General features: G+C 43.1%; 7 protein-coding genes. 2 read left to right on the top strand and 5 right to left on the bottom strand.

The features are described from left to right. Nucleotides 1-9: 9 nt before the first annotated feature. The 5 genes from GGR22_RS12455 to GGR22_RS12435 all read right to left on the bottom strand — a co-directional run bounded on the left by GGR22_RS12455 (nucleotide 10) and on the right by GGR22_RS12435 (nucleotide 16,439). Complete coding sequence (locus tag GGR22_RS12455) at nucleotides 10-5,979, bottom strand: T9SS type B sorting domain-containing protein (protein ID WP_182493934.1); 5,970 nt, start codon at nucleotides 5,977-5,979, stop codon at nucleotides 10-12. Nucleotides 5,980-6,089: 110 nt separating this feature from the next. Continuing rightward, nucleotides 6,090-9,314 (bottom strand): T9SS type B sorting domain-containing protein, encoded by a 3,225-nt coding sequence (locus tag GGR22_RS12450; RefSeq protein ID WP_182493933.1) that lies wholly within the window; start codon nucleotides 9,312-9,314, stop codon nucleotides 6,090-6,092. Between the two features lie 186 nt (nucleotides 9,315-9,500). After that, a complete protein-coding gene (locus GGR22_RS12445; protein WP_182493932.1) occupies nucleotides 9,501-13,280 on the bottom strand; it encodes a T9SS type A sorting domain-containing protein in 3,780 nt (1,259 codons plus the stop codon). Nucleotides 13,281-13,479: 199 nt separating this feature from the next. Next, nucleotides 13,480-13,677 (bottom strand): hypothetical protein, encoded by a 198-nt coding sequence (locus GGR22_RS12440; RefSeq protein ID WP_121377367.1) that lies wholly within the window; start codon nucleotides 13,675-13,677, stop codon nucleotides 13,480-13,482. Nucleotides 13,678-13,688: 11 nt separating this feature from the next. After that, a complete protein-coding gene (locus GGR22_RS12435) occupies nucleotides 13,689-16,439 on the bottom strand; it encodes a T9SS type A sorting domain-containing protein (protein WP_182493931.1) in 2,751 nt (916 codons plus the stop codon). Between the two features lie 390 nt (nucleotides 16,440-16,829). Between GGR22_RS12435 and GGR22_RS12430 the strand changes: the two genes are divergently transcribed. Together GGR22_RS12430 and GGR22_RS12425 are read left to right on the top strand one after the other, a co-directional pair. After that, nucleotides 16,830-17,282, top strand: a complete 453-nt coding sequence (locus tag GGR22_RS12430) for a T9SS type A sorting domain-containing protein (RefSeq protein ID WP_121377365.1) — start codon at nucleotides 16,830-16,832, stop codon at nucleotides 17,280-17,282. 2 nt (nucleotides 17,283-17,284) lie between these two features. Next, nucleotides 17,285-24,301, top strand: coding sequence for a polymorphic toxin type 23 domain-containing protein (locus GGR22_RS12425; protein ID WP_182493930.1), 7,017 nt, complete (start codon nucleotides 17,285-17,287; stop codon nucleotides 24,299-24,301). Nucleotides 24,302-24,320: the final 19 nt, after the last annotated feature.

The following is a 24,320-nucleotide window of genomic DNA, read 5'->3' as shown; positions in this document are numbered from 1 at the left end:
AAGCAAACACTATCGCTTCAAGGCAAAATGCGCCTTGAACTCCTTAGCTACACCATCTCTGCTTTTGTACAATAGCTTAAACCAATAATCCGTAGCAGGTAGCGCATGGCCGTTATACGTTCCGTCCCATCCCGCCGATGAAGGGAAAATCTGCTTGATGAGTTTTCCGTAGCGGTCAAAAATATAAATCATAGCCTCTGGCTGGTTGGCGAGGCCATCAACATTCCAAGTATCATTATAACCATCCGCGTTAGGCGTAAAATAATACGGATAATTCAAAGCATAGACCGTTAATGTAATTTCACCACATCCCTGCGTATCTTTTACCGTAATTTCATATTCCCCCTCATAGATATTCGTAAACTGGTTGCTTTGTTGCGGAGTGCCGCCATTCAACTGGAATTCATACTGGCCAGAGCCTCCTGTAACATTTACCGTAATGATTTGGTTTTTGTCAAAATCCCTGCCTACGGTAGCAGTAGCTATCGCAAGAGAAGAAGTACCCACGGTAGCCGAAGCCGAAGCCGTACAGCCCGTATTTAAATTAGTAACAACCACCTGATAATTTCCAGGCTCGGTAGCAATATGCGTATTCGTTGTCGTTGGCAATACCACATTATTTCGTGTCCACACAAACGTATGATTACCATTAGGAATGTGGCTGTACAACGTTACCGTTGAAAGAACAGCTCCCGTTTGGTTATCCAAACAAATAAAATCATCCTTAAGTACCGGACTAGGTGGCAGATACACAATAATCGTTTTTCTGACGATAGAAGTACAATTGCCGTTGCCTACAGAATAGGTTATTACCGCTGTTCCGGCATTCACTCCCGTAACATTTCCGGCAGCATCTACCGTAGCCGCATTCGTATTGTTGCTTGACCAAGTGCCGCCCGGAGTCGTATGTGTCAGTTGTATCGTATTCGTAATACATACCGAAATAGGACCATTTATAGCTGGCAAAGCCACGCTATTATTAATCGTAACATTCAATGTAGTACTCGTGGCACACTGTCCCGCATTCGGCGTAAATACGTAGCTTCCGCTAGCCGTATTGCTGATTGTGGCAGGACTCCAAGTACCGCTTATTCCGTTAGGAGAAGTCGCCTGAAGTGCCGGTACCGTTTCACCACTGCAAAAAGCCAATGCCGTTGCAAAATCAGGAACGATAGTAGGATTGATAGTCACATTCAATGTTGCGTTTGTAGCACACTGGCCTGTATTTGGCGTAAAGACATACGTTCCGTTAGCCGTATTGCTTATCGTGGCAGGAGTCCAAGTTCCTGTGATTCCGTTAGGCGAAGTCGTATTTAAGGCAGGTACTGTACCTCCGTTACAAAAAGTCATTACCGTTGCAAAATTAGGAACAACTCTACTGTTAATAGTTACCCTTAAAGTAATGCTTGTAGCACACTGTCCCGCATTTGGCGTAAAGACATAATTGCCGCTTGCCGTATTGCTTATCGTAGCAGGACTCCAAGTTCCCGTAATTCCGTTTGGCGAAGTTGCCAAAAGTGCTGGCACCGTTTCGCCATTACAGAAAGCAAGAGAAGTAGGGAAGTCAGGCACCGTGTTTCCGTTAATGGTGACATTCAAAGTAGCATTTACAGCACACTGTCCTGCGTTTGGCGTGAAGACATAATTTCCGTTTACAGTATTGCTGATTGTAGCAGGGCTCCAAGTTCCCGTGATTCCGTTTGGAGAAGTTGTGCTCAATACAGGTGCTATCGCTCCAGAACATAAGTTTAAGGCCGTTGCAAAATTCGGCGTGATGCTGTTCGTTACAGTTACGTTTAAGGTCGCACCTGTAGCACACTGTCCCGCATTTGGCGTAAATACATAGCTTCCGCTTGCAGTGTTGCTGATCACAGCAGGACTCCAAGTTCCTGTAATTCCGTTTGGAGAAGTTGCAACCAAAGCAGGTGCCATACTTCCGTTACAAAGTGTCATTGTTGTAGCAAAGTCAGGTACGGTTTGGTTGTTTATAGTTACATTCAATGTAATAGCTGTAGCACATTGCCCGGCGCTTGGCGTAAAGACATAACTTCCGCTGGCCGTATTGCTGATTGTGGCAGGATTCCACGAACCCGTGATTCCATTCGGAGAAGTCGTATTTAATATCGGAATTCCGTCTCCACTGCAAAAAGTCATTGCCGTAGCAAAATCGGGTACTATGTTGTTATTTATGGTCACATTTAGCGTCATAGCTGTAGCACATTGTCCTGCATTTGGCGTAAATACGTAGCTTCCGCTAGCCGTGTTGCTTATCGTAGCAGGACTCCAAGTTCCCGTAATTCCGTTTGGAGAAGTGGCTTGAAGCGCAGGGACTGTTCCGCCGTTACAGAAAGCCAATATTGTAGGGAAATCCGGAGTGATGTTATTGTTGATCGTGACGTTCAATGTCATTGCTGTAGCGCATTGTCCCGTATTCGGAGTAAATACATAGCTTCCGCTGGCTGCGTTGCTGATCGTGGCAGGGCTCCAAGTTCCCGTAATTCCATTTGGAGAAGTAGCTTGAAGTGTCGGTACCGTTGCTCCGTTACAGAAAGATAATACTGTAGGGAAATCCGGCGTGATGTTATTGCTTATCGTCACGTTCAGCGTGATGGCTGTAGCACATTGTCCTGCAGTTGGCGTAAATACGTAGCTTCCGCTAGCCGTGTTGCTTATCGAAGCAGGACTCCAAGTTCCCGTGATTCCGTTTGGAGAAGTAGCTTGGAGTGTCGGTACCGTTCCACCATTACAGAAAGCCAACGTTGTAGGGAAGTCCGGCGTGATATTATTGTTAATCGTGACGTTCAGCGTCATGGCTGTAGCACATTGTCCCGTATTCGGCGTAAATAGGTAGCTTCCGCTTGCGGTGTTGCTGATCGTGGCAGGACTCCAAGTTCCTGTGATTCCGTTTGGAGAAGTAGCCTGAAGTGTCGGTACTGTAGCTCCGTTGCAGAAGGATAATGTTGTAGGGAAGTCCGGCGTGATATTATTGTTTATCGTTACGTTCAATGTCATTGGTGTGGCACACTGTCCAGCATTCGGCGTAAATACATAGCTTCCGCTTCCTGTGTTGCTGATCGTGGCAGGACTCCAAGTTCCCGTGATTCCGTTTGGAGAAGTTGCTTGAAGGGAAGGAACTGTTCCACCATTACAAAAAGCCAATGCTGTAGGGAAGTCCGGCGTGATATTGTTATTTATGGTTACGTTTAACGTCATGGCTGTAGCACATTGTCCCGTATTCGGCGTAAATACGTAGCTTCCGCTTGCGGTATTGCTGATCGTGGCTGGACTCCAAGTTCCCGTAATTCCGTTTGGAGAGGTAGCCTGTAGTGTCGGTACGGTTGCTCCGTTGCAGAAAGCCAGTGTTATAGGGAAATCTGGCGTGATATTGTTGTTTATAGTCACGTTCAGCGTCATGGCTGTAGCACACTGTCCCGTATTCGGCGTAAAGATGTAGCTTCCGCTAGCCGTGTTGCTGATCGTGGCAGGACTCCAAATTCCGGTAATTCCGTTTGGAGAAGTGGCTTGGAGTGTCGGTACTGTTGCTCCGTTGCAGAAGGATAATGCTGTAGGGAAGTCTGGCGTGATGTTATTGGTAATCGTGACGTTCAATGTCATTAGCGTGGCGCATTGTCCGGTATTCGGCGTAAATACGTAGCTTCCGCTGGCTGTGTTGCTGATCGCGGCTGGACTCCAAGTTCCAGTGATTCCGTTTGGAGAAGTAGCTTGGAGTGTCGGTACGGTTGCTCCATTACAGAAAACCAATGTTGTAGGGAAATCTGGCGTAATAGGGCTGTTAATCGTTACATTCAGCGTCATATTTGTAGCACATTGTCCAGCGTTTGGCGTAAAGACATAGCTTCCGCTAGCGGTATTATTTATAGCTGCTGGTGCCCATGTTCCTGTGATTCCATTAGGAGAAGTCGTGTTTAGTGTAGGAACCGTACCTCCGTTGCATAACGCTAGTGTCGTTGGAAAATCAGGTAGGATATTGTTGTTTATCGTTACGTTCAGCGTCATAGGTGTGGCGCATTGTCCCGCATTTGGCGTGAATACGTAGCTTCCGCTGGCCGTGTTGCTGATCGTGGCAGGGCTCCATGTTCCAGTGATTCCGTTTGGAGAAGTGGTTTGGAGTGCAGGCACTGTTTCTCCATTACAGAAGGTCAGCGTTGTCGCGAAATCGGGCACGATGCTGTTGCTTATTGTTACGTTTAATGTGACGCTTGGGGAACATAATCCTGCAGTTGGCGTAAAGACGTAGCTTCCGCTTGCAGTATTGCTTATCGTAGCAGGACTCCAGGTTCCTGTAACACCATTAGGAGAGGTAGTACTTAATGCAGGAACGGTTCCTCCATTACAGAAAGAAAGTGCTGTGGCAAAGTCAGGAACTGTGGATGGATTTACTTCCAATTGTGCTGCATGACTGATCAAGGTATGTTGCGTAGAGGTAACCTGGCAATAATACTGATTGTCGTCAAAAGTTAAAGGTGTCGGATTGATGGTAAGCGTGTTCGTAGTAGCTCCCGAATAAGGCGCTCCATTGGTAATATTGACCCAGTTTCCTGATGCGTCAAGCCTTTTCCATTGAAAAGTAAAGCCTGTACTGTTGGCAAGAGTAGCGGTATAAGTAACAGAATTATTTTCGCAAATAACCCTGCTTGTCGGATTTGTCAATGTTGGCGGCGTAGGGTTGCTTACATTGTGGATTCCGATATTAGCACAGCTTTCAGAAGTTTGAGTATTCCAATCGCTACCATTAAAAACAACTTTGGGAGCGACAGCATTTGGATTTCTAATAACGGAATAGCCCACATTATTTGGAGCATGTACGTTGTCGATAACCACACCGTTTTTAATCAATTCGAATTCATCATTTGCATTAAATCCTGTTGGATAAGTCTGGTTGGAAGTAATGCTACACGGAATTACGCCTGTTCCAATTCCGATTAAAAAAATTCCTCCTGGAGGAATAGAACCACTAAGTACAATTGTATAAAAAGTCGCACCGCCAATATCGCCATACCTTCGTATGGTATACCCAGTTAGATTGACCGTGGATGCGGTTCCATTATATATTTCTATGACACCGCCATCTCCAGCTTGTGCATCATGCAGTTCGGAGATATAGATATCGCTTGAATAATTCCCGATACTGCTCGTTTCCAGCTTAGTAAAACCGGTCGATGAAAACCCTTCGCACCCGTTGGTCGTAATGCTGATGTTACCTGTAGCATTTCCTGCAGGAACATAGGCCTTGATGACCGTATTGGAAACAACAGTAAAACTTGTCGCGTCAATACCGTTAAATTTTACCGCGGAAGTTCCTGTACCTGCTAAAAATCCATTTCCGTTTATCGTAACTATGGTATTCTGCGGACCTGATGTAGGCGAAAAAGAAGTTATCGTAGGAGCGGCGCAATTGGAAGTCACGCTTCCGTTTAAGGTAAAATCATCCAAACGGAACGTACCGTTTCCGGTAGCTCCGCTAAGCGAAATAACTACAGTCACGGTTCCTGTCAGTCCCGAAATTGTATTGGCAACATTGGTAGTTCCGAGTGCAGCGCCTGTAGTTCCGATGGTACCGTTTCCGGCATTGATTCCATTGATGGTCATCGACCAGTTTTGCGGACCGAAATTACTTCTCACCCTCCAAAAATCAAAAGAAGTGATTTCTGCCTGAAAGTTGGCGGCCACATTAAACGTAAGCGTAATTGTTGCGGCAGTAGCGGTAGTAAGGCGGATTGCTTCTCCTGTAGCTCCAGTTGTACTTGTCCATGTATTTAAGCTGTTGCTCCACGAAGAACCCGATAAACGCGTATTTAAAGTCGTTGGAGCTACCGTATAAGGATGTGCCGTGATAGCGGTCGTGCCAAAATTATGGTAATAGATTTGAGCCGAGGCTTTCGATCCGGCCATCAAAAAAAATAGAGTAAGGAACAAAAATGTATTTTTTTTGACAGAAGTACTAAGGTTTTTTGACATAGTTGTGGGAGATTAGCATTATTTCAAAACCTACGAAAAGTAATGTTTATTCTACTTTGAAGGGATTAGGTTTTCTTTATTAAATGTTTAATAAACAGTTACTTATGTTTTTATCTATTGATGTAAACCCATCCGGTTAAGGTTTGTCCGTCGCTCTTGCTGATTACATAGTAATACGTAGCATCTGGCAATTCATTTCCTTGGTCAGATTGTCCTTTCCATTGGTTGGTATAATTCTTATAGCCGTATACTTTCACGCCGTATCGGTTAAAAATGGTAAGTTCTTTGACTCCCAATCCGCTAAGGTCGAATTCGTCATTTCTAGAATCATTATTAGGGGATATGCCTTTCGGAATCGAACAGAAAGTGCCGTACACGATTCTTTCTTGTGTTAACGTGCAGCCTTGTGGTGTAGTGACGCGTACGTAATAGGTTATCGGAAATTCTTCTTCAACTGGAGTAGCATTCAACAGATCGGTAATATTTAAATACGAATCGGTTCCTACTATACCGCCTTGGCTGTTAGTCCATTGGTAATCTGCTTCGTTGCTATCGAATGAACCTGCGACAGTAACTACCGTGATGACATAATCTCCATCTTGGCATTCGTTGTTGATTTCAAAATTTACATTGCCAACGGTTACGCTTAAAGTGATGCTCGGAGCACATTGTCCAGCGTTCGGCGTAAAGACATAACTTCCGCTGGTCGTATTGCTAATCACGGCTGGATTCCAAGTACCAGTAACTCCATTTGGAGAAGTTGTATTCAGGGTCGGTGCCGCATCTCCATTGCACAAAGCCAATGCAGTTGCAAAATCAGGAATGATGCTATTTGTGATTGTTACATTCAATGTCATGCTTATTGCGCATTGTCCCGCATTCGGCGTAAATACATAGCTTCCGCCAGCAGTAGTACTTATTACGGCAGGATTCCATGTTCCTGTGATTCCGTTTGGAGATGTAGCATTCAAAATAGGAGCAGTACTGCCTGAACACAAAGAAAGTGTCGTTGCAAAATTTGGAGTAATACTATTGGTAACTGTTACATTGAGTGTCAAGCTTGTTGCGCATTGTCCTGCATTTGGTGTAAAGACGTAGCTTCCGCTTGCGGTATTGCTTACTACGGCTGGATTCCAAGTTCCTGTGATTCCGTTCGGAGAAGTAGTATTCAATATCGGAGCGGTACTTCCCGTACAAACCGTCAAGCTTGTTGGGAAATTTGGCGTAATGCTGCTGGCTACAGTTACGATTAATGTTACGCTTGCGGCGCACTGCCCTGCATTCGGCGTAAATACATAGCTTCCGCTGGTCGTATTGTTAATTACGGCCGGATTCCACATTCCTGTTATTCCGTTCGGAGAAGTCGTATTTAAAGTCGGTGCTGTATTTCCCGTACATAAAGAAAGCGTCGTCGGAAAGTTTGGCGTAATGCTGTTACTTACCGTTACGTTTAGCGTCACGCTTGTGGCACACTGTCCTGCATTCGGCGTAAAGACATAACTTCCGTTAGCCGTATTGCTGATTACGGCCGGACTCCATGTTCCTGTAATTCCGTTTGGAGAAGTCGTGTTTAATGTCGGAACAGTTCCTCCTGAACATAGTGAAAGCGTAGTCGGAAAGTTGGGCGTGATGCTGTTGCTTACCGTCACGTTTAGCGTTACGCTTGTGGCGCACTGTCCTGCATTTGGCGTAAAGACATAGCTTCCGTTAGCCGTATTGCTGATTACGGTCGGACTCCAAGTTCCTGTGATTCCGTTCGGGGAAGTCGTGTTTAATAAAGGTGCGGTGCTTCCGTTACATAAAGATAGGGTAGTCGGAAAGTTGGGCGTGATGCTGTTGCTTACCGTCACGTTTAATGTTATGCTTGTAGCGCACTGTCCTGCATTTGGTGTAAAGACATAGCTTCCGTTAGCGGTATTGCTGATTACGGTCGGATTCCATGTTCCTGTAATTCCGTTGGGAGACGTTGTGTTTAATAGTGGTGCCGTACTTCCTGAACATAAAGAAAGCGTTGTCGGAAAGTTGGGCGTGATGCTGTTAGATACCGTGACATTTAATGTTACGTTGGTAGCACATTGTCCCGGATTTGGCGTAAAGACATAGCTTCCATTGGCTGTATTGTTGATTACGGCTGGATTCCATGTTCCTGTAATTCCATTAGGAGAAGTTGTATTTAAAGTCGGTGCTGTATTTCCCGTACATAAAGAAAGTGTCGTAGGGAAGTTGGGCGTGATGCTGTTGGTTACCGTCACATTTAAAGTTACGCCAGCTGCGCACTGTCCGTTGTTTGGCGTAAAGACATAGCTTCCGTTGGCTGTATTGTTGATTACGGCCGGATTCCATGTTCCCGTGATTCCATTAGGAGAAGTAGTATTCAAGACAGGGGCCGTATTTCCTCTGCAAAGAGAAAGCGTGGTAGGAAAGTTCGGCGTGACACTGTTCGTCAATGTTAAGTTGATGGTATCGGTTATTTCTAATCCGCAACTGTTTATGGCTGTCAGGGTAATTGTGACAACGTTTCCGGCTTGTGAAGCGCTTGAAGTATAGGTTGTGGCCAGATTGTTCGGTGTCGAAAAATTACCGCTTGGCGCAGACCATCTTACAGATTGGTGTCCTTGTGCAATTCCATTTAAGGAGATAGTAGTCCCGGCACAAGCAGTTAGGGTAGCGGGTCCGGCATTGACAGTAAAGGGCTGGACAGGAGCAGAACACCCATTGTTGATGTATGTAGGCGTTCCTGCCGGATTGTATTGCACGATAGCTCCGTCTGCTGCAACAGTGGCTCCATTGGTATCAATAAGCAGTGCACGATCGTAAGATACGGTATCAGAACAAGATCCAAACGAGATAGTCAAGGTTCGTATTCCAGTTCCTGAATTGGCAAAATGCCCAGAGGCTGTCGACGGATTGTTCTGAAAGATGATATAAATATTGTCGGTCAAAGCCCCAAAAGAGTTGAGATCGGTATCGAAAGTATGGCTTGTAACCAAAATGACGTTCGCATTAGCAGGTAATACGCCTCCAGTCGGTTCGATTAATTGGCCGCAACCTCCAGCATCTAGGATATCGGCATTAAGGGTTGCTACTTTTGAAGCTGTCGTTGCATTTCTAATAAGACCTTGCCAGGGATTGTTTGGCCAAGACACGGTTAGGTTGCTAGTGTTTATGTCGGCGTTGCCTACTTTAAATCGTACCATTTCATTCAGTCCTTCCTGCACGCCGCAAGCATCTACCAAGATACTCTCGATTTGAAAACATTGGGAAAAGGCATCTTGATAAGATAAAAGGGCCAATGTAGCTATGGCAAGAAAGCGTTTGAACTTTTTTAATTTCATTGTAGTCAATTTAAAACCGGCGCAATGTAGGCTCGTTAGATTAATTAGAGCCTTTGTTAGATTTATCAAAATGTTATCTTACGTCGTGCTGTTGCCGGCCAATGTTAGGATTTTGTTACTTTTCTGTTATTCCGCACCAAAAGCCTGCTAGGTATTTTAGCAGGCTTTTGACGGAATTATGAGGTCTTATTTCTTGAGGACTCTAATGGTTTTTGATGCTTGTCCAGAGGATAATTTTACGAGATAAGCTCCGGCTTCAAGGCTTGACATGTCAAGCTTGATGTTGCTGTCGTTTGCTTTCTTGTCGATTACTTTTTGTCCTAGCAAGTTGAAAACAGTAACAGATTCGATAGTTTTAGAATAAGAAATGTTCAGTACGTCAGTAGTAGGATTAGGGTAGGCTTTTAGATTTTCCATATCAAAACTTGGAGTCCCTAAGACCTCAGAAACGGTAACTGCTAATGGGCTGCTGCTGCATTCGTTAAGGGTCTGCACCGCATAATAAGTCGTGCCATCTACAAGCAATTCGGTCGGACTTAGAGGTGATGTTCCTGCTTCGGCAGCTTCGGCAGAAGAAAACCATTCTAAATTAGTTCCTGTTACTTCTAAAGCGGCTAAAGTTTCGCCTTCTGTAAATTCTTGGCTTGTTGCACCACTAGGAATAGCAGTAGTGTTTACAGTAACAGAAGTCACGGTTCTTGTGCTTTCGCATCCGTCTACTGTCATAGTTGCATAATAATTTCCTGTTGCTAAAGCTTCTGTCGGCAATAGCGGTGTTGTCGCATCTGCATCAGCATACCATTTGATGCCAGCTGTATTTGGCAATAAGTCAGCAACGGTTGCTTCTGCTAGGCTGCAGAACGTCTGTGCTGTTGTGGTAGGAGCCGTGATGGTAGTCAGGGTAACAGAAGTCAGCGCTCTTGTACTTTCGCACCCGTCTACTGTCATAGTCGCATAATAATTTCCTGTTGCCAAAGCTTCCGTCGGCAATAATGGTGTTGTGGCATCTGCATCAGCATACCATTTGATTCCAGCCGTATTCGGTAATAAGTCGGCTACGGTTGCTTCAGCTAGGCTGCAGAACGTCTGTGCTGTTGTGGTAGGAGCCGTAACTGTAGTTAAGATAACAGAAGTCAGGGTTCTTGTACTTTCGCACCCGTCTACCGTTATAGCCGCATAATAATTTCCTGTTGCCAAAGCTTCTGTCGGCAATAATGGTGTTGTCGCATCTGCATCAGCATACCATTTGATGCCAGCTGTATTCGGCAATAAATCGGCTACGGTTGCTTCGGCTAGGCTGCAGAACGTCTGTGCTGTTGTGGTAGGAGCGGTGATGGTAGTCAGGGTAACAGAAGTCAATGTTCTTGTACTTTCGCACCCGTCTACTGTCATAGTCGCATAATAGTTTCCTGTTGCTAAAGCTTCTGTCGGCAATAGTGGTGTTGTCGCATCTGCATCAGCATACCATTTGATGCCAGCCGTATTCGGTAATAAGTCGGCTACGGCTGCTTCGGCTAGGCTGCAGAAAGTCTGTGCGGCTGTTGTAGGTGCTGGAGTTTGTGTGACTGTAATTGTTGCGATAGCTGAATTTACTTCTGGGCAAGGTATGTTAGATACTACGGCACGATAATAAGTCGTTTCTAAAAGATTCGTATATTCTAGGGTTGAAGAAGTATTGGCAATATCTGAAATCGTACCGCTAAAGTCAGCAGTAGTCGAAGACTGCCATTTGATAATACTTCCTACATGGTTTTCTAATGTAAGCGTCCCGTTATTTGCACCTGAACATACTGTAGTGCTTCCAGTTAGGTTTCCTCCATTGCTCACGGCAACGACAGTAACAGTAGCGCTTCCGCTTAAGTCAGAAGCTTGAGCCGTACAGCTTGCATCTTCTACGGCAGTTATCGTATAGGTTTTCGTTTCTGGAATGGTAACGGTAAAAATATAAGGCGATGCTGTAATATTGGTTACTGGAAAAGTCGTAGTTCCATCCGTATAGGTTATCGACCAAGGTGCTGTTCCTGTCAAGGCAATGCTCAAGTCGGAAGAAACCGAACCTAAGCAGATCGATTGGTCGCCGCTCAATACCGCAGTCGGTCTTGGGTTAATCACCAACGGCGTACTAATGCCTGTAAGCGTACTGTTGCAATTTGGAAGAACATCAGTGCGAGTAATAGAAGTAATTTCTAATGTCTGTTCGTTATTTGCAGCTGTCAAAGGCAAGTCAAAACGGGCTTCTCCCGAAGCATCTGCAGTAATGCCTGTTAGTGTTACGGCTGTTCCGCCAGCTATAGCATAAACAAGGTCAGAAGTACTGCTTGGTATCAAGCCGGTCAGGGTAATTGTGGCGCTTCCGCTTTCTCCGCATACAGAAGTAGCGCTTATGGCAGTAACTGTTGGCGTAGGATGTACTGTCAAGACAATAGAATTAGCTGTCGTCAATGTGTTAGGGCAGGAAGGAATGTCTGTTCTTTCGATGGTGCCAATAACCAAAGACTGGCCATTGTTGCTGGCAGTTAAGGTGATATTGAAACTAGCATTACCGCTAGAGTCTGCTATAATTCCGGTGCTGTTTTGAGCAGTGCCACCATTAATAGCAAAGCTGATTGTTGAAGTTGAGCTTGGGATCAAGCCGGTCAGATTAATTGTAGCTGTTCCTCCATCGCAAACTACGGTTGATTGTGTAATTCCTGAAAGCGTTGCCGCTTCGGTAACTACAATATTATGTCCGTTATCATTATTACTGAAAGTCAGAGGGTCATCATTATAAACTCGGACTCTATAAAGAGAGCTAGGCGCAATATCAGCAGGAATGGTCACGCTGACAGGGCTAACTGCCGATACACCGACTATATTGGTTGGTGTCGTTGGGAAAGTTCCATCAGGATTAGAAAGCTGTGCATAAAAATTAGTACTGTTGAAGCTTCCCGCTGGCGTAAAGTCTAAATCAAAAGTATTGGCAATTCCGTTGCAATAAGCTCCATAAGGCTCATCGTCTACGACAATATAACTTACTGCAGGAATACCGTTTCCAGTAACCGAAACGAATTTGTTTGTCGCTCCTGCAGAGGACAAAACGATATCTCCAGAAGCATTTCCAACCGCGGTAGGGCTAAAACGCACCCAGATTTGTTCATCGTTTAATGTTCCTGCATTCGGAGTGATGTCTGTTCCAGGATACCAGTTGCTATTGTCTGTACTGATTTCAAATCCTGCTGGAGCAGCGATGCTTACATCTTCTGTCATGCCAACGGCGTCAAAAGTAAAACTAGTCGATGCCGAACTGCTGCCTACCATAACATCTCCAAAAGAAGCCAAGGAAGTCGTAGAAGGAGTGATCAATGGATTGACAGCAGCAACAACGCTTCCGTCAATTTTTAATGAATTTGTACCGCCAGTTAGGTAGTAGTTACCTGTCGAGCCTTGCGGAATGATTCTGAATTTCACGACAACTCCAGGACCGATATTCTGCAAAGCGCTGATTCCTGCTAAGGATACAGAGTTAGCAGTACCGGTGGTTCCGCTTGTCGAAGAGGTAGTCCAGCTGGCAACGCTGGCAAAAGGAGCGCCTCCTACAGAATAATATACAATACAGCCTGTCGGACCAGAATTTGATCTTCGGGTTGCTGTCGAGATAGAGCTTAAGCTTACTTTATAGCCAGCCGTTGCCTGAAAAGTAAAATAGAAGCTGTTGGCATCGGATTGGCCAGTTGACCAGCCTCCAGAGCCTCCCCAGCAATTTCCTGCCGGAGTTCCGCTTGTGGCAATGCTTGATCCTCTTATAAGTCCAGAGGTCTGTAGGTTAGTGTTTAACGTTGAGGGTGTCCACGGACTGGTACCGAATCCGCCACCGGTGCTGTTAGCGTTCCAGCCAATAATTTGGGCAAAATTAGCTGTAGGGGAAAGTAAAATAAGTGCAAAAACAAAAAATGAACCGAAAAGTTTTTTGTGTAAAGTTGAATCCATAAGTCTGTAATTTTTGAGTGTATCTGAATTTTATTCATTCATTTACAGATACATACAAAGATTAGGAATATATTTTCCTTGTAGTTTATGTAGATATTTTATTACTGTAAAATCAAAATTATGATTGTGTTACGTACATTAAATAAACAAAAAAACGGCTGTACATCGTACAGCCGTTCTCTATAGCAAATAAAGCAGTTTAGGCTTCTTTAGTCTTGCTTCTCATCAATTTATAGCCTAAGAATACTCCAGCCAAAAGCATCGGAATGATATAATCATTGATCGGTGCTGATGGGACATCTTGCGTATCATCGTCGAAATCTTCTTGCGCGCTGGCATTTTGAAAGCCGGCTGTCAGCATAAGGATTAAGAATAGTGTCTTGATTTTTATTTTCATCTTGATAGGATTTATTTTACTGCAATTTTTTGTTTTACCGACGTTTTGCCATTGGATATTTCTACTATGTAGATTCCTTTGCTTAATTGCAATGATGGGTTTACGGTTATGATGCTTGAGCTTTCGCTGCTGGTTTTGTAGATTTCTTGTCCTACAAGGTTGTACAGCTTGATATCCACTTTCCCGCTTGTACTGCTTGGCAAAGCAATATTGAATTGGTTGTTATGGATCGGATTTGGATAAATCTTTACAGAATTAGTATTCCATTCTTCATTTCCTAAAGCCGCAGCACGGAAAACAATACTGAAACGATCGATTCCATACGAAGCAGCATCAGAAGTAGTTGCGAAATTGACCAAACCAGTTCCCGATAAGCTGATTGCAGTTTCTGTAGTCAAATAATGATCAAGAAGATACGCTTCTACATTTTCAGGGAAATTAGCCGTATTGATTTTGAAAGTATACGATTTGCCTGCTGAAAACTGAAGTGTTTTTACGTGCAATTCATCTTCTGTTGTAACAGGAGCCAATGCTTCGATAGCTAAGATTTTATTGCTTCTTCCTAAGCCTAAATGCTCACCTGAACCGTAAAGTTTTTCTACATCGCCAAGTCCAATTGCATTGTCGAAAGCAGTCCCAAAAACAGCAAGAGTTCCATCAATTGGATAACCAGCTGCTGCTTGGTTGGCATCGTATACTGAGATATTAAATACTGCTTTTTCTGCAGTATTGTTTCTGAAAACATCTGTAAACTGTGATGCTTTGTTGCTTTCCTCAAAAGTTAGAGTTCCAGCTGTACCCAAGACCGTGTTTTTTACGAAGAATGCCTGTCCTGGCTGAATGTATTGGCTTACTTCTGAACCCGCTAGGTTATTGCTTCCGATAGTCTGGCTATAGGCTACATAACGGCCTCTTTGCGCTTCTGTACCCATATTTGGATCCCAAGCATAATATACATCTTCGATTCCTGCTTTGGTTACCGAATGCCAGTCTACTGGACTTACATATGGATTTCCAATTAAGCTGAATCCGTTGGTTGAAGCATTTTCTGTTGCATTGATCGCAGGAGTACTTGAAGCGTCAAAAATAACCTGTCCTGTTTTTAGTGTTCCTTTTACAGTCAATGTTACGGCTGCATTCATATCGGCTGCAGAAGACTGGTTTAAGTCAACGTTTCTGTCTCCTCTGACCAAGATTCTATATCCGTTTCCAGCTGTTAGGGTAGTAGCATCTGTATTTGCAATAGCGCTCCATCCTGAACCCGAAGCGATGCTGTTGTTGTATACATACATCGATGGATTTCCTGTCAATGTCGTGTCAAATCCATTTTCGCCTGCTGTAGAACCTGTAATATGTGTTCCAGCCTGCCAGTTGTTGCTTATGAAATTTGTAGTCGTAACAGCAGGAGTCAGGAAACGGAAAGCACGTTTTCCTTGCGGAATATAGCGCTCAACAGTTGCCTCTCCGGAAATAGAACCCGTAACAGCAGCAATTCTAGCAGAACCTGTTGCACTTGATTTTAATACTAGGTTTCCGTTTGTCGTTAAAGTCCCGGCTGTTACGTCAAGGACTCCTGTTACATTCGTAATACCGTTTAAGGTAAGTCCAGCCGTATTGCTCAAAGTCAGCTTTGAGATTGTATTGTTTGTGAAGAAATTAGCAGGGATTGCCTGTGCGGTAGTTCCTGAAAAAGTAACATCGCCAGCAGAAGCATCGACAGTTCCGCCACTTTTTGCAAGTGTCTGTTTTACGTCTAATCCGCCTACGCCAATGATTACGGCTCCTGAAGTAACCGATACGCTTTTGGCTGTTATCGGTCCTTGTGGTGCGGCCGCATTTGTATCATAATTTCCACTGATGATAGCATCGAGCGTTGCTGTCGGATTTCCGTTGCTCCAAGCAGAACCATTCCATGTAGTAGAAGTAATGACTCCGGTTCCTGAAACTGCAATATTTTGTGTGGTAGCTCCAGAAGTAGCAATAGCAACATTCCCTGTCTTAAGTCCGGCTGTCTGTGGCGAAAAGCGGATGTATAGCGGTCGGCTGGTTACTGTACCTCCTGATTGTGCAAAGCTTACTGAATTGGACCAAGTGGAGTTGTTCGTGCTTACCTGAAAATTAGTTGATGGCGCGGTTGCTGTGATATTCCCAGAAAGATTAGTGCCCGCAATCGTCACAGAAGTACTGGTTGAAAAAGCACCTACACTGATGTTCCCGAATCCTGAGATAGAAGTAGGGTTAACAGTGAACTCAGCTGCTGCCGGCGCTGCAGTAACAATAACGTCGTCCATGTCGCAATTTCCGCTAGCTTTTGTATAGGTCCATCGGATATAACGTGTCGTAGAAAGTAGCGGTATGTCAAAATCGACACATTGTGCATTGGTAATTGCTGTTGCGCCTGTCGCTGTTCCATACTTTCCAATTTCCGTATAGTCAGTTCCGTTTGCAGACTGTTCTACCAATAGAGACGATTGCCCGCTCATGGATTGGTTTTTTAAAGTCATCGACAAAGTTCCAGGTGCGGCATTAAAAACAAGTAGCCTGCTGTCGCCGTTCGTGTCAAAACTTGTCGCGCTGCTATTCGTACAGGCGGAACTTGTAGTTCGTTGCGAACACCCTGAATTGGTCCAGCCTGTCGGTTCAGTTCCCCATGATGTTCTGTTTACTGGCAATGTAGCCTGCCCCCAAGCAGTACTGAAAAATAACCCAAATACTACTAGTCCTAGTACGTTGGCGTAATTTGTTCGTAAGATTGTTTTCATTAATAAAAGTTAAAAGTTTGAGGTTCAAAGTTATAGGTTTGACCCCCAAGCCTCTTGAGGTTTAGATTACCATTTCGTTAAAGAACTTTTACTTTTACCGACACTGTTTTAAGAAAGCATAACCTAAAAGTTATGAAGTTTATTTAATGTTTAAGTTTTATAAATGCATTTGAAAGCTTAAGCCCTACCTTTTCAAGAGGAACAATGACATAAGACACATATTTGTATGAAATGTCTTAAAAAAAAGCAAAGTTATTTTATGAGATTACGGATTTCCGTAAGGCTATTCCCGAATTCAATAGTAGTATTGTACCGAAATCTGTTCTGTATGTTTTTTTATGGCGTCCATAGCATTTTTACAATCAAAATTAACCCACAATCCCCTAAACTATGAGAAAAGTAATACCACTTATTTTTTTCCTGATGTGTTTGGCAGCAAATGGCCAGGTTCCTAAAATTCATTTTGAATATGATGTAGCCGGCAACCAAATCGTCAGGGAATTATGTCCCTTTTGTGCTTCAAGGACGAGCAGCCAGCCCCCAAAAGAAATTTCTGATTTAAAAGAAGAAGACTACCAAAAGTTTTTTCCCGAAGACGTGATTTCGTATTATCCGAATCCGGTACGAGAAGAATTGTACCTAAAATGGGAACTGGTCGATGAAGTCAAAGTCTCTTCTATAGAAGTGTATTCTATGAGTGGACAGTTGATCAAATCCTATAAAAATATGGAAAAGGAGCAAACCTATGCGGTACCATTCCAAAACTGCCCTACAGGCGTTTATTCCGTAAATTTATTCTATAACAATGGCGATCGCAAATCGATAACAATAATCAAAAAATAAGCATGAGAAAAGTAATTTATACCCTAGCGCTTATTTTTTGTTGCCTATTCTCTTTTGCTCAAGAACAAATGGGTACCCCGATTCCTGGAGTAGTCCCTATCAAAAGGACCAGCTCAAGTACTGCTTCTGAAACTAATAGAAGAGTTGAAGACGATGCTTTGGTAAGAACTATGACCTCGGCAACAGGCGCATCGACAGAAGTCGGTATTACCGAAGGACAACTTTCTGTTTCATTAACGGGAGCAGCAACATATAATGTTCCTATTGCTGTACCGCCGGGAATCAATGGCGTGATTCCGCAATTGAGTCTTGCTTATAATAGCCAGTCTGGTAACGGATTGGCAGGTTATGGATGGAATGTTTCGGGGATCTCGGCAATTACAAGAATCCCTTCTACAAAATACCATGACAATATTATCGACGGTGTCGATCTTGATGTTTACGATCGATTTGCGCTCGACGGGCAAAGACTTGTCGTAAAGACCACTAGTGCCAACCAGACGTATGGAGGGCATACAACAGTTTATGAAACGGAAAATTTCTCGAACCTCAAGATAACGGCCTACAATCAGACTGCCAGTCCGGTTAGTACGGCTACTTTCAAGATTGAGTATCCCGATGGCTCTATTGCAGTTTATGGAAATGATAACAATTCACGTTCCATCTCTACTTGGGCTATTTCTTATTGGCAGAATCCTCAAGGCGTTAGAATCAATTATGTCTATACCAATACGAACAATTATTTGAGAATTAGCGAAATAAATTATGTAGGTGTAGGCAGTCCTAATCAATTTCCCACCAATTGGATAAGCTTTGCTTATAAAAACAGACAAAGACCAGAACAAGGCTACATAGGCGGCGTAAATATTATTGATGACAAAATATTAAGCACAATCTATGTTCATGGATTCGGTACTGGCTTTAGAAGATATGAACTCGCACATAGCATTTCTACCTTAGGTTATGAAAGATTGACAAGCATAATCGAAAAAACAGGTGACGGTACGAAAAGCTATAATCCTACAGTTTTTAGCTATGATACAACGGCCGAAACAATTTCCTATTCCCCTACAACGGCGAGCTTAAGTGTTGGTAATATTTCCGTGCAAAATGCGGCGACCGTGTCGGGAGATTTTGATGGCGACAGCAAGCTGGATTTTTTACTGTATCCTACGTATGGGCCAGACTATAAAAGAAAATTTTGGCTGTTCAACGACATCCAAGGCCAATCCCTTAACTTCGGTTGGGAAGTGCCTATAGGCTTTTTTGAAGAACTTTTACCGACTACGTGGCTCAATCACAATGACAAGTTAATGCCGATGCAAGGAGTCACCGTAGTCCAGCATGTGCTTAATAATCCTAATCCCTATTTGAATACGAATAACTCAGACGTCAATTTTAAAGTCTTGAGCCAGACTTCCTACGGCGTTTTCCTTCAATATCAAAAAAATGTACTGTTTCCTACTAACGGATTGAAGAAATACCTTAGCGGAGACTTCAATGGCGATGGATTAACTGATATCATGGCATTGGAATGGAACAGTGTTGGTGCTACTAATCTTTCGAAAAAGACCTATTTCGTTGATCTTGATAGGAGAAAGACAGAAGGTTTTATGAATTATGCCGGAGACTTGGTCGATCCGATTGCTCTGGGTAATGATTTTGATAACACGATCCGATCCAAGACAGAGACAGCAGATGTTAATGGCGATGGAAAGACTGATATCTTGCAGTTTACCAACGGAAAAGTGCATGTATATACTTTGAATAATTCCAATCAGTTGGTTTTGTTATGGACTTATACAGATCCAAATATTATTGTTGATGAAACAAAAACACTTTTGCTCGGTGACTATAATGGGGATGGCAAGACTGACTTTATCATCCCGAAAGGATCCGGATATTTTGATTGGTATAAATATACTTCTACAGGAACTGGATTCGTAAAGCAGATGCAGACTTATAATGGCTTCAATTATTCTGATGGAAGTTTAGGGCTGACAATTTCGCACTGGATACCAACCGATTTTAATAATGATGGCAAGACGGATATTATCCGCGTGGGCTGTAACCGAAACCAAGATAATACTTGGGGATTTGTATCAGTTACTTGTGTCGTCAATAAAAACGGAACCTTTGCGCAAACGTCAGGGAATTATTATTATGCTACTTCAGGAAATCAGGCTGATATTACCAAATATGCTCTCCCGATTTTTTATACTTCGAGTCAGCCTAACAGGAAGATGGAAATGGCTTTTATCAACGGTAACAAGATCCATTATTTCCAGTCGCAGAAAGATTTTAATAAAGATAGGCTCGTAAGGTCGATAACTACAGGAAACGGTGTCAAAGAGACCATAACGTATAAGACGCTCGAAAGAGAAAGCTGCCCTTATAATTGCAATTCAGCTTATACGCCTTCCAGCTATACCGAAAATTACCCAAATCTGGATATCGAGATAGCGCCTACTTTCCAAGTAGTTTCTAAAATCGAAAAACAGAGTGCATCGGTTTATAAAAGACAGCTGTTTTCGTATTATGGTGCAGTCAGCAATATGGAGGGCTTAGGGTTTTTAGGATTCCGGGCTACATTAAAGACCAACTGGCATGATGATACCACTCAAGTCATTTCGACCATCACAAAGAATGATGTCAGCAAGAGAGGTGTAAGCGTAGAAAGTTTTAATGTATTGGGATTGAGTTATCCTAGCTATACGGTACCTGCCTCGGGACCATTCATCAGCAGGAGCCTTAATACGTATAATACTTACGATAATGTGACATTTGAGCCTATAGTGCAGTCGAATAAAGTCTTTAAGCTTAAAAATACGATAAACCAGAATTTTAATGGATTAGAAGGAACGAGTACAGAGACGACCATTCAGTACGATACTTATAACAATCCGACTCAGTCCACTACTGTATTGAAAAATGGTACCGCTATAGAGCAACGATCTGTCAACGTAATGACATATCAAAACCAGCCTACGGCAACGCCTTATATTATAGGAAGGCCGCAGAGCAAGACCCAAACTATCACGATTTATCCGGGACAGCCAAATCAAGATGTTACCACTACCGAAGAATTGTTTGCTTATAATAACAATTTAGTCTCTCAAATCAAGAAGAAAGGCAATGGAACAGTGTATATTACTGAAGATAACATTTATGATACGTACGGAAACATAACTAAAAAAACAATCTCAGCTCCCGGACTTTCGCCAAGGATTCAGGAATTTGAGTACGATGATTCAAAAAGATTCCTGAAAAAAATTACCAGCCAAGGATTGTCTACCCAGTTTGCGTATGACGATTTCACAGGCTTACTGATTAAAGAAACGAATCCTTTTGGTTTGGTCACTACCAATGCTTATGATGCGTGGGGTAAAAAAATCAAGGTTACAGACTATTTAGGAAAAAATGTTACTTACGCTTATACTCCCGTTTCAGGAAACACTCAGGTTCTTGTAACTGGAGACGACGGAAGTAGCAACGATGAATTATTTGATGACCTAGGACGAAAAATAAGAACCGGGATCAAAGATCTTACAGGGAATTGGTCATACACTTCGTATGAATACGATATCTATGACCGAAATATAAAAACAAGCGAACCGTATTTTGGAACCAGTCCGCTACAATGGAGCCAGACCAAATATGATAACTACGGAAGGATAAGTCAGAAACTATCTTTTACGGGCAAGACCATTAACACGGGTTACAATGGCCTTACTACGACCGTAAATGATGGCGTAAAAACGAAAACTTCTGTCAAGAATGCAATCGGAAATGTCATTACGCTGACAGATTCGCCAGGCGGGACGATTAATTACCAGTATTATGCCAATGGAAACGTAAAGCAGACAAATTATGGCGGAGTAGTTATTAGCATGGAGCAAGATGGCTGGGGAAGAAAGACAAAGCTGGTCGATCCTTCGGCAGGAACCTACCTCTATGAATACAATCATTTTGGGGAAATGACGAAAGAAACAACCCCAAAAAGCGAGACTCTATTTAATATTGGCGACTATGGTGTGGTTAATTATAAGACAATAACTGGACTAAATGGTGATGCGACCAATTCAAAAACAACATTTACCTATGATCCGACGACAAAATTATTGACCAATACAAGGTTCGATGATTTTACGGCAGGATATTATACGCTATACAATTACCAATACGATGATTTCAAGAGATTGTCTTTCTATGATGAAAGCGGTTTCAAAGCTTATTTCCAAAGAGCGACATTCTATGATGCTTTCGGAAGACCCGAAAAAGAACTCTATACCGCTGTCAATACGGCAACAAACAAGCGTTCTGACAAGTGGATAAGAAACACGTATAAAAACGGATTTCCATACCAAGTAATTGACGATGGCACAAATAAAGTACTGTGGCAGATCAATACGACTAACGCTAGAGGACAGGTTACTGGTGCTCGATTTGGAAACCTTAGGAATGCTGTAAGCGTCAACAAAACCTATGACGAGTACGGATTTATTAGCAGTATCAAGCATACTAAAAGCGAATTGGTGATTATCGGTGAACCCGTTCCTCCGCCAACAGATTATATGACGGTAGGATATACTTTTAATCCGCAGACAGGCAATCTCGAGAATCGTACCAACAGTACCTTCAACTGGAACGAGACATTCCAATACGACAGCCTTGACCGTTTGAAAGAATATACAAATGCAAGAGGACAGCAAGAAACCCAAGTCTATGACGACAGAGGAAGAATTACTCAAAATAATCTAGGGCAGTACAGTTATACCAACACGGCAAAAGCATACCAAAATACGTCGGTACAGTTAACGCCAGAAGGAGAGGCCTACTATAAATTGAGAGAAGGTATCTTCTTTGATACGATGGAAAGCAAAAAAGGTTGGACTATCTACGAACCGTCGATAATTACCTATGATGATACCTTTGCGACAAATAGTGCAGGAACAGTTTCCCTAAAAATAAACAATCCTGACACTACAGAAAAAGTGGTCCATTCTGATGTTTGGGTACCGATAAATAATGCCACGGCTACGCAGTATACCTATTCCGCATGGGTGTATAGCAATGGTCCTCAGGCAGAACTCTTCCTCTTTATGAAAGAAGAAGGAGAAACCGAGTACTTCACGGCTGTTGATCAAGTAGTAACAAACGTAACAGGACAATGGGTTTTCGTCCAAAAGACTTTTTCGGTACCGGCAAATATCAAGAGGCTCAATATCCGACTAGATAATAATGGGCAAGGAATCGTTTGGTTTGATGATGTGAAAATCAGAAAGACAAGCAATCCGGTTATCACATCAGATACCCAGAGAAAATTAGATATTACCTATAACGCTTTCAAGAGTCCTGTTGAAATTATTGAAATGGGAAGCGACAGGATCAGTTTTGAATACAACATGAACAACAGTCGCTCGACGATGTACTATGGAGGCGTGCAGGTTGATAAAAATCAGCGTCCGCTTCGTAAATCCTATTCAGCCGATGGCAGTATGGAAATAAAACACAATATCCAGACAGGAGAAGTAGAGTTTATTACCTATGTTGGCGGCGACGGATATACTGCTCCAGTAGTATTCAGAAGTCAGGTTGATGCAAGTGGCACACAGACGGAAGCCTTCCTTAATCTGCATAGAGACTATCAAGGAACTATACTAGGCGTTTCTACTTCGGGAGGAACCATACTTGAAAAGCGCCTCTTTGATGCTTGGGGTAATCTCATAAAAGTAGTCGACGGACAAGGAAATGTCCTCAACCAAATGGTGATTTTAGACAGAGGTTATACAGGGCATGAACATCTACAGAGTGTTGGACTAATTAATATGAACGGCAGGCTTTATGATGCCAAACTGCACCGTTTCTTACAGCCCGATAATTTTATACAGTCGCCATTTAGCACCCAGAGTTATAACCGATATGGTTATGTCGCCAATAATCCTTTTAAATATACTGACCCTTCGGGAGAATGGTTTGGGTTGGACGACTTAATCGTAGCCGGGGCAAGTTTTATTATCGGCTATGTATCTAGCGGATTGACAACCGGAGAATGGGGCTGGAAATCAGTACAAGCGGGATTGATATCCGCAGCTATGGGCTGGATCGGCTACAATACCATGGGGGCATCGACCTTTACGGATAGTTGCGTCGCAGGAAATACCGGAATGTGGAATTATATAGCCACCTCCGCCGTCAGCGCTGCTATCAACTTTGCGATACCGCCAATGGGCGTGCAGCTTACCAATAATTTTGGATTTAGTATTTCACCTAGTATTGCCTTTGGAAATACGATGGCAATAGGAATGAACCTTTCGGTAACCTATACTAATGGAGAGTTTAGCTTCTCTGCAGGTGTCGGCATCATGTCGAATAGCAATTATCAAGGACTGGGAAGAAGTGGAATGGAAACCCGCGTATCTTTTCTAGCAGCTTATGATAATGGAAGCACAGGATTCAGCCTGGGTACCAATTTCTGGGGCGGTTATGATGACATGGCCGAATTCAAGCAGCAGACCGGTGTACTCGGAATAAGGAGCGGCGATTTTAAATTCTCTTATGAAAATGACGGATTGCCATTTTCGGGCTTTGCAGGCGATGGGAACGACAGTTACAGGACTGCCGCAGCATCAGTAGCCATTGGTGAGTTTTCTGCTGGATTCAACCTGTTTACTGGAAGAAGAACTGATTATACAGGAGATGAAGCCAAGGTTGGAACAGGAAAAGGAAATCCAGGAAAATTCGATGAAAGAATGCCTAACAGTTATGTTATTGAAGATACAAATTATCCAAGATATAGATTTGGAGGATTGTCTTTACGATACGGAAATTACAGAATTGGAATCAACTCTGACAGGCATGTAAGGCATCCAATTCAAGATCATTTTGCACACAATACATTGATTAAGATTTTTGGAATCAAGATATTTAGTACACAACAGCCAGGATTTGAAACATTAAGCAATTCAATTCAGCCTTATCTGCAGTATCAGACGACAAATCCTTTTACATCGTGGTAAAAATAACAGTATCCATTTT

Origin of the sequence: Flavobacterium gossypii, from assembly GCF_014138495.1 — a bacterium.
GTDB lineage: Bacteria > Bacteroidota > Bacteroidia > Flavobacteriales > Flavobacteriaceae > Flavobacterium > Flavobacterium endophyticum.
This window is presented reverse-complemented; position numbering and strand designations above follow the sequence as displayed.